Annotated in this window: 16 protein-coding genes, 1 pseudogene and 1 riboswitch; of the genes and pseudogenes, 10 read left to right on the top strand and 7 right to left on the bottom strand. The window is 36.6% G+C overall.

All coding sequences use genetic code 11. From position 1 onward, the window contains the following. Both Q0252_RS12240 and Q0252_RS12235 read right to left on the bottom strand, forming a co-directional pair. Window positions 1-225, bottom strand: a pseudogene (locus Q0252_RS12240) (NAD(+) synthase); the annotation flags it as partial. Window positions 226-228: 3 nt separating this feature from the next. After that, a complete protein-coding gene (locus Q0252_RS12235) occupies window positions 229-771 on the bottom strand; it encodes a GNAT family N-acetyltransferase (RefSeq protein ID WP_297986773.1) in 543 nt (180 codons plus the stop codon). Window positions 772-911: 140 nt separating this feature from the next. On the opposite strand from Q0252_RS12235, the gene Q0252_RS12230 reads away from it, so the two are divergent. The 8 genes from Q0252_RS12230 to Q0252_RS12195 all read left to right on the top strand — a co-directional run bounded on the left by Q0252_RS12230 (window position 912) and on the right by Q0252_RS12195 (window position 7140). Next, a complete protein-coding gene (locus Q0252_RS12230; protein ID WP_297986771.1) occupies window positions 912-1889 on the top strand; it encodes a gliding motility protein GldB in 978 nt (325 codons plus the stop codon). After that, entirely contained in the window at window positions 1889-2215 is a 327-nt protein-coding gene (gene gldC, locus Q0252_RS12225; protein WP_297986769.1) for a gliding motility protein GldC, read from the top strand. The genes Q0252_RS12230 and gldC overlap by 1 nt, the downstream gene beginning before the upstream one ends. A gap of 106 nt (window positions 2216-2321) precedes the next feature. Continuing rightward, window positions 2322-3464, top strand: a complete 1143-nt coding sequence (locus Q0252_RS12220; protein WP_297986766.1) for a cystathionine gamma-synthase — start codon at window positions 2322-2324, stop codon at window positions 3462-3464. A 111-nt stretch (window positions 3465-3575) separates the two neighbouring features. After that, the gene (locus Q0252_RS12215; RefSeq protein ID WP_297986764.1) at window positions 3576-4010 is read left to right on the top strand and encodes a DinB family protein; all 435 of its coding nucleotides are present in this window, start codon (window positions 3576-3578) and stop codon (window positions 4008-4010) included. Window positions 4011-4114: 104 nt separating this feature from the next. Beyond that, window positions 4115-4549, top strand: coding sequence for an IS200/IS605 family transposase (gene tnpA, locus Q0252_RS12210; protein ID WP_297986760.1), 435 nt, complete (start codon window positions 4115-4117; stop codon window positions 4547-4549). A gap of 67 nt (window positions 4550-4616) precedes the next feature. After that, complete coding sequence (locus Q0252_RS12205; RefSeq protein ID WP_297986757.1) at window positions 4617-5069, top strand: GNAT family N-acetyltransferase; 453 nt, start codon at window positions 4617-4619, stop codon at window positions 5067-5069. Then, window positions 5069-5617: an L-threonylcarbamoyladenylate synthase gene (locus Q0252_RS12200; RefSeq protein WP_297986754.1), complete on the top strand. Its 549-nt coding sequence runs from the start codon at window positions 5069-5071 to the stop codon at window positions 5615-5617. Before Q0252_RS12205 ends, Q0252_RS12200 begins: the two co-directional genes overlap by 1 nt. Window positions 5618-5718: 101 nt before the next feature. Then, window positions 5719-7140, top strand: coding sequence for an HD domain-containing protein (locus tag Q0252_RS12195; protein ID WP_297986751.1), 1422 nt, complete (start codon window positions 5719-5721; stop codon window positions 7138-7140). 114 nt (window positions 7141-7254) lie between these two features. Here Q0252_RS12195 and Q0252_RS12190 read toward each other — a convergent pair whose 3' ends face one another. Beyond that, window positions 7255-9168 (bottom strand): TonB-dependent siderophore receptor, encoded by a 1914-nt coding sequence (locus tag Q0252_RS12190; RefSeq protein WP_297986749.1) that lies wholly within the window; start codon window positions 9166-9168, stop codon window positions 7255-7257. Window positions 9169-9269: 101 nt separating this feature from the next. After that, window positions 9270-9516: riboswitch (cobalamin riboswitch) on the bottom strand. 37 nt (window positions 9517-9553) lie between these two features. Further along, the gene (gene cdd, locus Q0252_RS12185; protein ID WP_297986747.1) at window positions 9554-10033 is read right to left on the bottom strand and encodes a cytidine deaminase; all 480 of its coding nucleotides are present in this window, start codon (window positions 10031-10033) and stop codon (window positions 9554-9556) included. Between the two features lie 131 nt (window positions 10034-10164). Between cdd and Q0252_RS12180 the strand changes: the two genes are divergently transcribed. Then, a complete protein-coding gene (locus Q0252_RS12180) occupies window positions 10165-10443 on the top strand; it encodes a DUF2752 domain-containing protein (RefSeq protein ID WP_297986745.1) in 279 nt (92 codons plus the stop codon). Window positions 10444-10467: 24 nt separating this feature from the next. Further along, window positions 10468-10797: a CCC motif membrane protein gene (locus Q0252_RS12175; RefSeq protein ID WP_297986742.1), complete on the top strand. Its 330-nt coding sequence runs from the start codon at window positions 10468-10470 to the stop codon at window positions 10795-10797. Window positions 10798-10846: 49 nt separating this feature from the next. Here the strand turns inward: Q0252_RS12175 and hemL are convergent, their stop codons facing one another. The 3 genes from hemL to Q0252_RS12160 all read right to left on the bottom strand — a co-directional run bounded on the left by hemL (window position 10847) and on the right by Q0252_RS12160 (window position 14164). Then, a complete protein-coding gene (hemL, locus tag Q0252_RS12170; RefSeq protein ID WP_297986739.1) occupies window positions 10847-12130 on the bottom strand; it encodes a glutamate-1-semialdehyde 2,1-aminomutase in 1284 nt (427 codons plus the stop codon). Window positions 12131-12197: 67 nt separating this feature from the next. Then, window positions 12198-13247 (bottom strand): glucosaminidase domain-containing protein, encoded by a 1050-nt coding sequence (locus Q0252_RS12165; protein ID WP_297986737.1) that lies wholly within the window; start codon window positions 13245-13247, stop codon window positions 12198-12200. Between the two features lie 5 nt (window positions 13248-13252). Continuing rightward, on the bottom strand, window positions 13253-14164 hold the full coding sequence (locus Q0252_RS12160; RefSeq protein WP_297986735.1) for a 1-aminocyclopropane-1-carboxylate deaminase/D-cysteine desulfhydrase: 912 nt from the start codon (window positions 14162-14164) through the stop codon (window positions 13253-13255). Between the last annotated feature and the right edge of the window lie 78 nt (window positions 14165-14242).

Raw genomic sequence — 14242 nt, 5'->3', positions numbered from 1 at the left:
AGCGAGAAAATCCAAATGCTCCAAAGCACGGTTCACCTGGTCTTTTTGTTGACGAATCGGCATTTCCATGGCCAAAATTTCTAGGCCGGTCATTGCGCAAAGCGTAGAAACCACTCCGGAATCTACTCCACCCGAAACTCCGATAACATAACCTTTTACTCCGGCTTTCGCCGCATAATCTTTCAGCCAGTTGACAATATGTTCAGTAACTTTTTGTGTCTGCATAATTTATTTTTTGTAATCTTCTTTCTTCAGTTCGTACCAGTAACATTCGGCTCCATCAAGGTCATCAACAAATTTCCCAACCAAATTAAGCCCCAATTTTTTCAGAATTTTGTTTGAACCATCGTTTCCACAATGAGCATAAGCGTAAATGACTGGAAGATTCATTTCTTCAAAACTGTATTCTACGAAAGCCTTTCCTGCTTCAGTTGCGTAACCTTTTCCCCAATATTCCGGCAAAAAACGGTAACCCAAATCATAAAAATTTTTGTACCCGTTGATTTCTTCTGTTAAATATTTCAGTCCGCTCCAACCAATTAAAAGTCCGTATTCCTTTTCTACAACTGCCCATCTTCCGATGCCGTTTTCTTCGTATTGTTTTCGGATTTTTCGGATAACTTCTTCCGATTCTTCGAGTTTTGTAAGGGGTGCAACTCCAATATAGTGCATCACTTCAGGATTGCTGTCAAGCAAAAACATACGCTCCAAATCTTCGGGAACAATTTCCCTCATGATGAGTCTTGGCGTTTCAATCACTTTTTTTGGCATTTTTTCGTTACTTTTGTACACCTTAATTTGATGTAAAAATATAAATAAATTTTCGCATCTAAAGCGGCAGAGCCGCGAAATATTGGTAGAAACATTATATAATTAAAAGGAAGCAGCAGAGCTGCGACATATTGGTTTTCATGAAAAAAATCATTGTAGTAGCAACGCTAACATCCTTCTTCGCAGTTTCATCCTGCAAAAAGGAAAATCCCAATCTTTGGAAAACGGAAATCGATGCTCCAATTCAGAAAGTTGAAATCACCGATATTTCTAGTGAACTGTACAATCCTTCCATTTCTTTAGAGGAATTTAAAGCGAAATACCCTTGGTTTCAGGGAAGCAATACTGATGAAGTTTTTGAAGCCAGAAGAAAGGATGCCGACGAAATCAAAATCTATAAAGAAGCTATTTCAAAAATTGATATCAATAAACTCAATAAAGATTTAGCAGCTTTGTTTTCGAGAGTAAAATTTTATTTTCCTGAATTTAAAACCCCAAAAGTAAATTTGTATTCATCAGCATTACAAATGGCGACAGAACCTATTTTTTTGCAACCGGAAGCCAACATGCTTTTCATTGATGTAACAGGTTTTATGGGTGAAAGCAACGCCAATTACAAAGGTTTGGATTTGTACATCCAAAAATCCATGAATTCTAGTAATATTGTTCCGAAAGTTTCTGAAATTTTGGCGGAAAATTTAGTTCCATACAACGGCGACCATCAAAAATTTATTGATGAACTGATTTATAACGGTAAACTGATGACGCTTCAGGACGCTTTCCTTCCTAATGAACCTGATTATTTAAAAATCAATTACACCCAAAAGCAATACGATTGGGCAAAATCAAACGAAGCTAATATTTGGAATTTCTTTGTGGAAAACGATTTACTTTTCAGTGACGATCAGCGTTTGAATGAGCGTTTCATCAAACCGGGACCGTTTTCAAAATTTTATACCGAAATCGACAATCAGTCATCGCCACAAATCGGTATTTTTACAGGATGGCAGATTTGCCGCGTTTTTTTCAATGAAAAACCGGAGACCAAACTTCAGGATTTCCTGAAAATGAATTCAGAACAGATATTTAACGAAAGTAATTACAAACCTCAGCAATAATGAGAAAAACCCAGATAACAATTGACGTCGAACTCGACGAAAACCATATTCCTGAAAAAATGACCTGGAATGCCGAAGACGGCGGCGTTGAAAAACAGGAAACAAAAGCCACGATGATTTCAGTTTGGGATGATAAAGCGATGGAAGCTTTAAGAATCGACCTTTGGACAAAAGATATGCCTTTAGACCAAATGAAAATGTTCATCCACCAGATTTTAGTTTCTTTGGGAAACACTTACCACAGAGCTTCCGGAGAAGATGACGTTGCAGCTTGGATGGAAGAAATGGCAGAAGAATTTGCACAGAAATCAGCAATAAAAATGTAAAACATCAGTCGGCTTTCGGCAGTCGGCTTTCAGCTTTAAAAATTTTCTTTAATCTTCAGCATTTGTTTTGCCGAAAGCAGATGGCTGAAAGCAGAAAGCAACAATTATGAACTTCAATACAAAAGTAATCCACGGTGGACAACACCACGAATCTGCAACAGGTTCGGTAAATGTTCCGGTATTTTTAACCTCCACTTTTGCTCAGAAATCTCCTGGAGTACATTCCGGCTACGAATATTCCAGAGCGGCAAATCCTACGAGACAGGCTTTGGAAGACGGTTTGGCAAGCATCGAAAACGGAGCGAGAGGTTTGGCTTTCGGTTCTGGTTTGGCTGCAATCGACTGTGTTCTGAAATTATTAAATCCGGGTGATGAAGTAATTGCCTGCGACGATTTATACGGCGGAACGTACAGAATGTTTACACGTCTTTTCGACAAATATCAGTTGAAATTCACTTTCGTAAATATGGATGATGCTTCAAAAGTTGCAGACCACATCACGGAAAATACTAAACTCATTTGGCTGGAAACTCCAACCAATCCTTTGATGAAGCTGATTGACATTAAAGCAGTTTGCGATATCGCAAAAGCAAAAAATATTTTGGTCGCCGTTGACAATACTTTTGCATCGCCATACATTCAGCGTCCGTTGGATTTGGGAGCAGATATTGTGATGCACTCTGCAACGAAATATTTGGGAGGACATTCTGATGTTATTGCAGGTGCTTTGATTGCAAAAGACACGGAATTGGGAGAAAAACTGCACTTCATTCAGTTTGCGAGCGGTGGAATTTTAGGACCTCACGATTCTTATTTGGTTTTGAGAGGAATTAAAACGTTGGCTCTGAGAATGCAGCGTCACTCTGAAAACGGACAAAAAATTGCGGAATATCTTCAAAATCATGCTTTAGTGAAAGATGTAATTTATCCTGGACTTTCATCTCATCCACAACATGAATTGGCGAAATCTCAAATGAAAAACGGATTTGGCGGAATGGTTTCTTTCAACTTTAAGTCCGGTAAAAAAGATGATGCCGTGAAATTTTTGGAAAAATTGAAAGTCTTCACTTTGGCTGAATCTTTAGGAGGTGTAGAATCTTTGGCCAATCACCCGGCTTTGATGACACACGCGTCGATTCCTGCAGAAAAAAGAGCAGAGATCGGAATCACAGACGATTTGGTAAGATTAAGTGTCGGCATTGAAGACATTGATGATTTAATTGCAGACCTCGAAAGAGCATTTGCATAAAATTGAAACGGGTTTTTGCCCGTTTTTTTTATAATTTTTAAGATGACAGAATTTCAAAAATATATCCAGCGTTATCTGGATTTAATTCCCTGCGAAAACTAGCTTTCTGAAATGGAAAAAGCGGGAAGTCAAACATTGGAAATTTACGAAAATTTATCTGAAGAACAGGCCGATTTCGCTTATGCTGAAGGAAAATGGACGCTGAAAATTTTGCTTCAGCATTTAATTGATGCTGAAAAAATATTCAATTACAGAGCACTCCGTTTTTCTAGAAACGATCAAACGGAACTCGCAGGTTGGGATGAGGAATTATACGGAGAAAATAATAATGCAGCAGATTATTCTTTAATTGAACTGATTGAAGAATTCAAACTCAGCAGAAAAATTTCAGTTTCTTTTTTCAAAAATTTGAATACCGAAACGCTTCAAAGAACGGGAACTGCCAACAAAAACGAAATCTCCGTTGAAACTCTTGGAAAATTAATTGTCGGACATAATATTCATCACTTGAACATTATTAAAGAAAGATATTTGCCGAAAATGTAAAGGTTATAAAATCAATAGGAACGGGCTTTAGCCCGTTTTTTTTATTGAAACAATTCCCATTGGCTTTAGCCAAAATCTAAATTCCGTATTTTTGAATATAAATTATGTCTTTCATTAAAATATACATCCATCTCGTTTTTTCAACTCATGAAAGAAAACCTTCTCTCAATTCTAAAGATTTGAGAATAAAAATGTGGACACACATTAAACAAAATTCTGAAGAGAAGGGAATTTTCATTGATATGATTAATGGATTTTCAGACCATTGTCATTGTTTAGTTTCATTAGGTTCAAATCAAACTGTTGAAAAAGTTGCGCAAATGATAAAAGGTGAAAGTTCGTTTTGGTTTAATAAACAAAATTTTTCATCTGAAAAATTTTCTTGGCAGGATGAGTATTTAGCCGTTTCAATTTCAGAAAGCCATATTGAAAAAGTTAGAAATTACATTAAAAACCAAGAAAGCCATCACACCAAACATTCTTTCATCGAAGAATATGAAAAATTTATTGGTCATTATGGTTTCAAAATCTTAAAATAAATTTTGGCTAAAGCCAATTAACAAATGAACATTTGAAAACGGGCTAAAGCCCGTTCCTATTGATAAAATGAAAAAAACTCGCATAGCAACAATAGAAGATTCAGCTCAACTTTCAGCGTTGTTTGACCAATACAGAGTTTGGTATCACAAAGAATCGGATTTGGAAGGTGCAAAACAATTTTTGTCGGAAAGACTTCAAAAAAATCAATCCGAAATTTTTGTTGCAGAACACGATGGAGAACTGGTGGGTTTTACACAACTTTATCCTCTATTTTCTTCGACAAGAATGAAAACTTATTGGTTGCTGAACGACCTTTATGTGAATGAAAACTATCGTGGAAAAGGGTTTTCAAAAGCATTGATTGAGGAAGCGAAGCAACTTTGCCGAAGCAACAAAGCATGTGGAGTTTTGCTTGAAACCGATAAAACCAACGACATCGGAAATCAATTACATCCAAGAACGGATTTTGAACTCAATACACACAGCAATTTTTACGAATGGACAAATCCTGAAGCATAATGGAAAAAGCACTTGAAACACTAAAATCCGGCGGAACTATCCTTTATCCAACCGATACGATTTGGGGAATTGGCTGTGATGCCACCAATATTGAAGCCATCAACAAAATTTTTGAAATCAAAAAACGTGAGAAAACCAAATCCATGATTATTCTCGTGGAAAGCGAAAAACGATTGCAGGATTTGGTGGACGTTCCGGAAATGGCCTGGGAAATTATTGACCTTTCGGAAAAACCTGTGACGTTAGTTTATGATAATCCACGTGGTTTGCCCAAAGAAATACTGGCTGAAGACGGAAGCATCGGAATCCGTTTGATTAAAGATGATTTCTGCAAAAAACTCATTTCAAAACTCAACAAACCTTTGGTTTCTACATCCGCGAATTTTAGTGGTGATAAAAGTCCCCTGAAATTCTCCGACATCAATCCCGAAATTGTGGATTTGGTGGATTATGCTGTTGAAGAAAACCGCGAAAAAGTGTCACAATATTCAGGTTCTTCCGTGATTAGGATTTGGAGTGATGGTCGAGTAAAAGTTCTCAGAGAATAATTAGATTTCTTATCTTTGTTCAATATTTCTCGCAGATTACGCTGATTGCGCTGATTTTTTTATCTGCTGAATCAGCACAATCTGCGAGCGTTTTTTAAAGCATGCAAATCAACCTCAATCAGAACAGAAACCTCAAACTTTTCAAAACCATTTCCGAAGTTGCTTCGCGAAACAAGCAAACTGTTTATATTGTTGGTGGTTACGTTCGGGATTTATTGATGTCGCGAAAAGCACCAACTGACATTGATTTCGTTACCGAACAAAACGGAATCACCCTTGCAAAAGCAGTTGCCGAAGAGATTAATCCAAAACTAAAAATTTCGGTGTTCAAAACGTATGGAACGGCGATGTTCAAACACAACGATTTGGATTTGGAATTCGTCGGTGCAAGAAAAGAAAGTTATTCTGAAGATTCCCGAAAACCGGCAGTTGAAAACGGAACTTTGGAAGACGACCAAAAACGCCGAGATTTCACCATCAACGCGATGGCAATTTCTTTGAACAAAGAAAATTTTGGAGAACTGATTGACCCTTTTAACGGAAGAGAAGATTTAACGAAAGGAATTTTACGAACACCTTTAGAACCTCATCAAACTTACAGCGACGACCCTTTGCGAATGATGCGTGCGATTCGTTTTGCTTCAACTTTAAATTTTCAAATTGAAGAAAATTCTTTGAAAGCAATTAAAGACGAAGCCCAAAGAATCAAGATTGTTTCGATGGAAAGAATTATGGTGGAATTCAACAAAATTATGCTGTCGGAAAAACCTTCGGTTGGTCTGAAACTTTTCCAAGAAACAACCCTTTTAGAAAAGATTCTTCCAGAATTAACTGCTTTAAAAGGTATTGAAGAAATCGACGGACAATCGCACAAAGATAATTTTTACCATACTTTAGAAGTTGTAGATAATATTTCTCAGAACACCGAAAATCTTTGGCTGCGTTGGTCTGCTCTGCTTCATGACATCGGAAAAGCGCCAACTAAAAAATTCGTTGAAGGAACGGGTTGGACTTTTCACGGACATGAATTTTTAGGTTCAAAACTCATCAAAAACATTTTTACACGCCTGAAACTTCCTTTAGGAAACGAAAAAAAATTCGTGGAAAAGCTTGTAAAAATGCATGCGCGTCCAATTGCTGTCATTTCGGATAACGTTTCAGATTCTGCGGTAAGAAGATTGCTGTTTGATGCAGGTGAAGAATTGGATGATTTGATAACGCTTTGTAAATCGGACATCACGACTAAAAACGATTTCAAGAAAGAACGTTTCCAGAAAAATTTTGATAAAGTTCTGAGGAAAATTGCAGAAATAGAAGAAAAAGACCATGTTCGAAATTTTCAGCCACCCATTTCCGGGGAAGAAATTATGGAGATGTTTTCTTTAAAACCTGGAAAAGAAATCGGAACTTTAAAAGAAAAAGTAAAGGAAGCCATTTTGGAAGGCGAAATTGCCAATGATAAAGATGAAGCAAGAAATTTTGTGATTGCTGAAGCGGCGAAGTTAGGATTGAAAATTCAATAATATAAAAAACTTTGTCAAAGATTTTAAACTTTGATAAAGTGTGGAAAACAAAACCCTTTCAGCGTTTGAAACACTGAAAGGGCTTTTAATAAAAAATTTGTGTGATAGAATCGCTTAAAACTTATAAGAAACTCCCAAAGTGTAATTTCTCGGTTTCGTTGTGTATCCCACAACATCTACATACGAAGTATTGAAAAGATTTCCGACATTCACATACGTTTCAATTTTGTTATTGATTTTCTGATTCACATTTAAATTAAACAAATTGAAACTTTCATTCTCAACATTTTTCACGCTGTACGTTGCAGAATCGTAATAGGCATCGCTTCTTTTTCCAACATATTGATGTGTAAGATAAATTCTGGTAGTTTTAAAAGGGAGAATGTCCACATACGAATTAATTCTCTGTTTGGGTTGACGCAGCATGGTTGCAGCATTGTATTTTTCCACAAAACCAAAGTTTCCTCCAAAACTAAAAACCTCGTTTAACTTATAATCAAATCCCAATTCAAAGCCTTTTACTTTATTTTGATCAACATTCACAAATTTTCCGGCGTAGGTATTGAAATCAACAGTTTGGTAGGCAAAAACATCTTCTTCACTTCTTTGGAATACACTTGCTGTAAAGTTTAAAGTTCTGTCAACTTTCCCAAAACTTAAATCGATTTCATGAGATTGATTGGTTTCCGGTTTCAGGTCGAAATTCGGTAAAACGTAAGGAAGCGCTCCGTAATTTTGATATAAAGTTGGCGCAACAAAGGCTGTCGCATAAGAATAACCGAGTTTAAAATACAATGCTCCGAAATTTTTCAGAAAGTACGGATTCGCGCTGTACACAAAGTGATTTCCAAACTTGGAATGGTTCGTCATTCTTGCTCCTGCGTCCAAATGAAGATTTCTGTACTGGAAATTCGCATTCAGAAAGGCATCAAAATTTTCAATTTTCGTATCGTCCGATGGCAGAACTTCCTGCATGGATGTTCCTCCCCATGGTAATTCCGAATAACTCATCGCCTGTTTTTCATATGAAACTCCGGCAACAATATTTACATTTTCAGAAAATTTGTAGGCGTTGAAAAGTTCCGCGAAAAGATTTTTTCCCTTGTATTGATATTGGTCCTGATAATCGCTTCCAACCAAATTTTCAAGCAGACGGTTTGTGGTAGAATTTCGGATATTAAAACTTAATTTTCCTTTATTATAAGTGAAACCTGCGTTTCCTCCAAGGTAAAACTGTTCATCGTCACCGCGCTGATTCCCGTCTGTAAAAGCGCCGCCATCATACTTGAAAAGATTGTGATTCCACCCTGAATTCAAACCGATTTCAAAATTATTGTCCTGAAATCCAACGTTTGCTGCAACATTCTGTTTTTCCCAACCGTCTTTGTCAAAATTTTCTCCGATTGCCGAAGAAAGCCCTTCTGATTTTTCATTAAAACCTGAAAGTTGATAGTTAATTTTTTCAACCTTACCTCTCAAAACTGCATCTTGTGCAAAAGTGTTGAAAGAGCCACCTCTTGCGGAAAGCAAACCTTCAATTTTTTTCTGACCTAATTTTTTAGTTTTAATATTAATGACAGAAACTGTAGCATTAGAGCCGTACAAAACTGAACTCGCTCCGTTCAGAACCTCTATAGATTCTACATTTTCGAGAGCAATTAAACGCAAATCTGAAACTGTGTAATCATTTCCGGTAACATCTTTCAAAGGAACTCCATCCAACAAAATCAACACGTTTGCAGATTTTCCACCGCGAATTTTCATGGATTTAGGCTCTGTTTGATTGTTGAAATTTCCGGTAATCTGAAATCCGGCAACCTGGTCCAAAACATCATTGAGGTTTTGTCCTTTGTATTTCTCCAAATCTTTTGAAGTAATCAGTTTTACGTTTTTACCTGTGTTGTGCAGTTGCTGCGGTGTTTTCGAAGCAATGGTTACTTCTTCAATTTTGAATTCCTCTTCCTGTTGAGCGAAAATGTTTGAACTTACGACAAGCATTGCTCCAACAAAAATTAATTTCTTTTTCATTTAAAAATTAAAATTTTAGTTAAAGTTTTACTTACCGGAAAAAATAAGGGCAAATGCTGAACAGAACTGTTCAGAAATGACAACTTTTCCTCCGAAAGTGTTGATAAATACTGCTTTCAGCAAGGTCTCCTGACTTTCACTTTTTCTGCGCCTTCCCGATTGCTCAGTGGCTTTTTCAATTAATAATTAAAAAGAAATAATTAATAATTGATAGCAGAAAATTTTTAAAATTTGTTCAGAGTTCGAGAACCTCATTCTAACAAATTTGTGATTTACAGTTGCGGGGACAGTTCACGGATTTCACGTGATTCCCTTTTCTAAAAGCGCTGCAAAGATAGCTTTAAAATTTTCAATAAAAAAATCGGGCGAAAACCCGATTGTATTTTTATAAAAATGATGCATCAAATGAAAATGGAAGTAAATCTCTGATCGATTTGGTTTTGTAAATCTCTCCGTCCAATGAAGCGAAATAAATTTCGATTTCTTCTTTTTGCTTTACTTCATACTCTAAAATGCTTTGTCTGCATCCGCCACAAGGTGGAATTGGCGAAGAACTTAAGGCATCTTTCGGAGCGCCAATCACGAAAAGTTTTTTAATTTTTACACCGGGATAATTGGCAGAAGTCCAAAAAATAGTAGTTCTTTCTGCACACAAACCGGAAGGATATGCAGCATTTTCCTGATTGGAACCTGTAATGATTTCACCGTTTTCGAGCAATAATGCACAGCCAACCCAAAAATTTGAATACTGTGCATACGCTTTCTGGCGTGCTTCAAAGGCTTTATCGTATAGTTTTATTTCGGTTTCGTTAAGGTCATTTTTAGAAGCAATAACCTCAAACTTCACATTGAATTCTTTTTCCATTTATAAAATTCGGGGACTAAAGATACAGATTTTATTTAAGATAGAGACAATATGAAACCGTTTCGTGCAGTATGCTAAAAATAGTTTTGAGATTATAATTTTTTTCGTAACATTGAGTAAGAAAACAAACGATGAAACTTGAGGATTATATGTTGCCGTGTCTGAACAAAAAACTCTTCGGAGTTGAATGCTTCGGCTGCGGTTCGCAAAGGGCATTTTTCCTGATTCTTGACGGAAAATTCGGAGAAGCATTTCACATGTTTCCTGCCATTTACACTCTTTTGCTTTTTATCGGTTTTGTTGTGATTAATTTTATTGACAAGAAAAGAAACTACTCCACTCTGTTGATTTCATTAGCGATTATCAACACTGTTATTATGGTAGTTTCCTATTTTATTAAACATTTTTGAAACTAACTTTAAAAAACTATTATTATGCAAAAATTACCTAATGCAACCACCGTTCTTGTACTTGGAATTGTGTCTATTGTTGGATGTTGCTGTTACGGAATTGTAGGATTAATCTGCGGAATTATCGGATTAAATCTTGCGAAGAAGGACGAAGCTCTTTATGCTGCGAATCCTGGAAATTATTCTGATTTCCAGAATCTTAAAACCGGAAAAATCCTTTGCTACATTGGAATTGCTCTTAGTGCACTTTACATCATCTATATGGTGGTAATGATTTCTACTCTTGGTTGGGAAGCAATGACAGATCCGGCAATTATGCAGGAAAAATTGAAAGATATGGGAATCGGACAATAATTTTTGAAACTTAAAAAGCAAATCCCCGAAATTTCGGGGATTTTTTTATTTAAGAATATTCGAATTTTCTGATGGCTTCCAGCGTCATATCAATTTCCTTTTCCTTAATGGCATCGGAAATAAAATAAGTTTCGTATCCACTTGGCGGAAGGTAAATTCCGTTCGATAAAAGCTGATGGAAGAAATTATTAAACAATGCGTGATTCGCATTCGCTGCTTCATCAAAATTTGAAACCGAAGCAATATGGAAAAACACACTCATCATCGAACCTTTTCTATTGATGCGGTGCTGAATTCCTTTTGAATTGAGAATTTTACCGATTTCGAAATCTAAAGTTTCGGTTGTTCTATTGATATTCTGATAGAAATTTTCGTCATTTTTAATTAACTGAAGCGTTGTTAAACCCGCTCTCATTGCCAAAGGATTTCCGCTTAAAGTTCCGGCTTGATAAACTGCGCCTTTCGGAGCAAGACAATCCATAATTTCGTTTCTGCCGGCAAAAGCTCCCACCGGAAGTCCACCTCCGATTACTTTTCCGTACGTCACTAAATCTGCCCTTACCCCAAAAACTTCCTGAGCTCCTCCAAAAGCCAATCTGAAACCGGTCATTACTTCATCAAAAATCAACAAACTTCCGTTTTCGTCGCACAGTTTTCTCAATTTCTGAAGAAAATCGTTTTCAGGAAGAACACAGCCCATATTTCCGGCAACAGGTTCTATAATAATTGCTGCAATTTCGCCATGATTATTTTTGAATAAATTCTCTACCTGCTCCACATCGTTGTATCTCGCCAATAAAGTATCTTTCGCAGTGCCGGCTGTAACTCCCGGAGAATTTGGATTTCCAAAAGTGGCAGCTCCACTTCCGGCTTTAATTAAAAACGAATCCGAGTGACCATGATAACAACCTTCAAACTTCACAATTTTATCTCTTCCCGTAAAACCTCTCGCCAAACGAATCGCACTCATACAAGCTTCGGTACCGGAAGAAACCATCCTGATTTGGTCGATATTCGGAACATTTTCGATGATGAATTTTGCGATTTCGGTTTCGAGTTCGGTTGGAGTTCCGTAAGAAAATCCTTTTTCTGCCTGTTTTTGAATGGCTTCCAAAACTTCAGGATGAGTATGACCTAAAATTGCCGGTCCCCAAGAATTGATGTAATCAACGTATTGATTTCCATCCACATCAATTAAATACGCCCCTTTCGCTTCTTTCATAAATACAGGAACACCTCCGACAGATTTGAATCCGCGAACCGGAGAATTAACGCCACCCGGAATATATTTATAAGCTTCATCAAACAGCTTTGAACTTCTTTCGTATCTCATTATCAAGGATTTATAAATAAAGAACGCACCAAAGGCGCGTTCTACAAATTTAGGAAAAATATTGTGGTTATCCTCGCGGTTTCTTGCCCTGAAGATAAATTAATTGTCCTGGTTTAGGCTGTTCTCCAAAATCCATTCGGTTTTTGGAATAAAGTTTATCCATTCTTACCCCGAATTTTTGTGAAATATCGTGCATAGACTCTCCCACTTTTGCTCGGTATGTTTCCACATTTCCTTCGGAAGATTTTGCTTCGAGGAAAATGACGTCGTTTTTATCCAGTTTGGAACTGCTTAATTCGTTCCACTTCATGATTTTGCTTTCTTTAATTCCGTATTTTTTGGAAAGGAAAGCAACATCTGTATCTGCAGGAACAATCAGGAACTTTTTACCGCCATTCGGATGATTTTTCACCAAAATATTACTCAGCATTTCTGTGCTGGTTTTAATTTTCTCTACCTTTTCCTGTTGTTTTGCATAGGAAGTCTGTTCGTACGGAACTTTTACTGTTACAGGTTTTGCAGGTGCTTTGCTCTGGTCCACCTGAGCCATGAAAATTTTGTCATTTCGCAACTCAGGATACAGTTTTAAAACGGTGTACAAAGCTTCTTTGGAATTGGTATTATCGAATTCGTACAACCTGTATTTTTCAATTTTATCAATTAAAATGTAAGCGTAACGAGGATTGGTTGCGTATCCTGCTTTTTTCAAACCATGTGCCCAAGCTTTGTAATCTTTTGGATCGAGTTTAAACAAGTTCACATAATATTTTCTGAACGCTAAAAATTTGGAGTGATCTTCGTACGATTCTTTCGGGTCGTCGTACACACGGAAACATTCGTTGGGAGCGTCATCGGTGTGCTTCATTGTTTTACCCGTCCAATCTTCTTTACATTTAATTCCGAAATGGTTTTTACCTTCAACAGCCAGTCTGCTTTGTCCGCCTCCGGTTTCCAATAGTCCCTGTGCTAAAGTGATAGAAGCTGGAATTTTATATTTTTCCATTTCTTCCACAGCATAAGCTGCGAATTTTTGCACGTACTGGTCTTCTGTTTTCCAGGTTTGTGCGTTGAATTTTGATAAAATAATCAGTGCAAAAGCAAAAAATATTTTTTTCATAAATCTTAATTATTGGTAAGCAATAAATTTCTTTTCTGTTTTCTGAGCATTTCATTGGCGCCTTCAATTCCCTGTAAACCACCGGTGTGAAATGCTAAAATGTTGCTATTTTCCGGGAAAAAATTTTCATCAATCATTTCAAAAAGTTTCATCATCATTTTTCCTGTATAAATCGGTTCGAGCGGAATCTTGAATTCAGAAAAAAAATCATTTATAAAACGGATATTTTCATCAGATATTTTTCCATAACCTCCAAAAGAAGCATCAATAAGTTCAAAATTATCTCTTTTTGAAAGCGATGAGATTTTAGATTCCAATGAATCATCTTTCACTACTTTAAAACCAATAACCTTTTGATTTTCTTCCGCATATGCAGACAAACCTGCGCAAGTTCCACCTGTTCCAACAGCGGTGCAAAGATAATCAAAACTTTTGGTAGCATTTCCGAGCATGTTTTGGACTCCTAAAACCGCTCCTGCATTGGTTCCACCTTCGGGAATTATTAAACTTTCCGGAAATTCGTTTTGTAAATCTGAAGCCAACTTTTCTTTATTGCGATAGCTTTCTCTATCAACAAAACGAAAATGCATTCCGTTTTCTGATGCCTTTTTTAAGGTTGAATTTTCGTTCCATTTTTCTTTCAGTTCTTCGCCGCGAATAATTCCTAAAGTTTTTATTTTTAAATCTTTTCCTAAGGCTGCAACTGCGGCAATATGATTGGAAAAAGCACCACCGAATGTAATGATGAATGGGTTTTCAGGGTTTTTGGAAAGGTAAAGATTAACGTTGTGAAACAGTTTCCAATACTTGTTCCCGGAGATTTCAAGATGAATAAGGTCTTCTCTTTTGATGAAAAGCCTGATGTTTTTCTTCAAAGGAATTTCGGTGATGGGAATATGTTTATTTAGATCATTCATGACTTATCAATTCAAAACAAATTAAATTTCATCAAAAATCAAAGAAAAAGCGAACGAAATTGCAATTACTTTTAAAAT

This window comes from uncultured Chryseobacterium sp. (genome assembly GCF_936933875.1).
Classification (GTDB): Bacteria; Bacteroidota; Bacteroidia; order Flavobacteriales; family Weeksellaceae; genus CAKZIK01.
The sequence above is the reverse complement of the archived record's forward strand: the minus strand, read 5'-3'. Positions and strand labels throughout refer to the sequence as shown.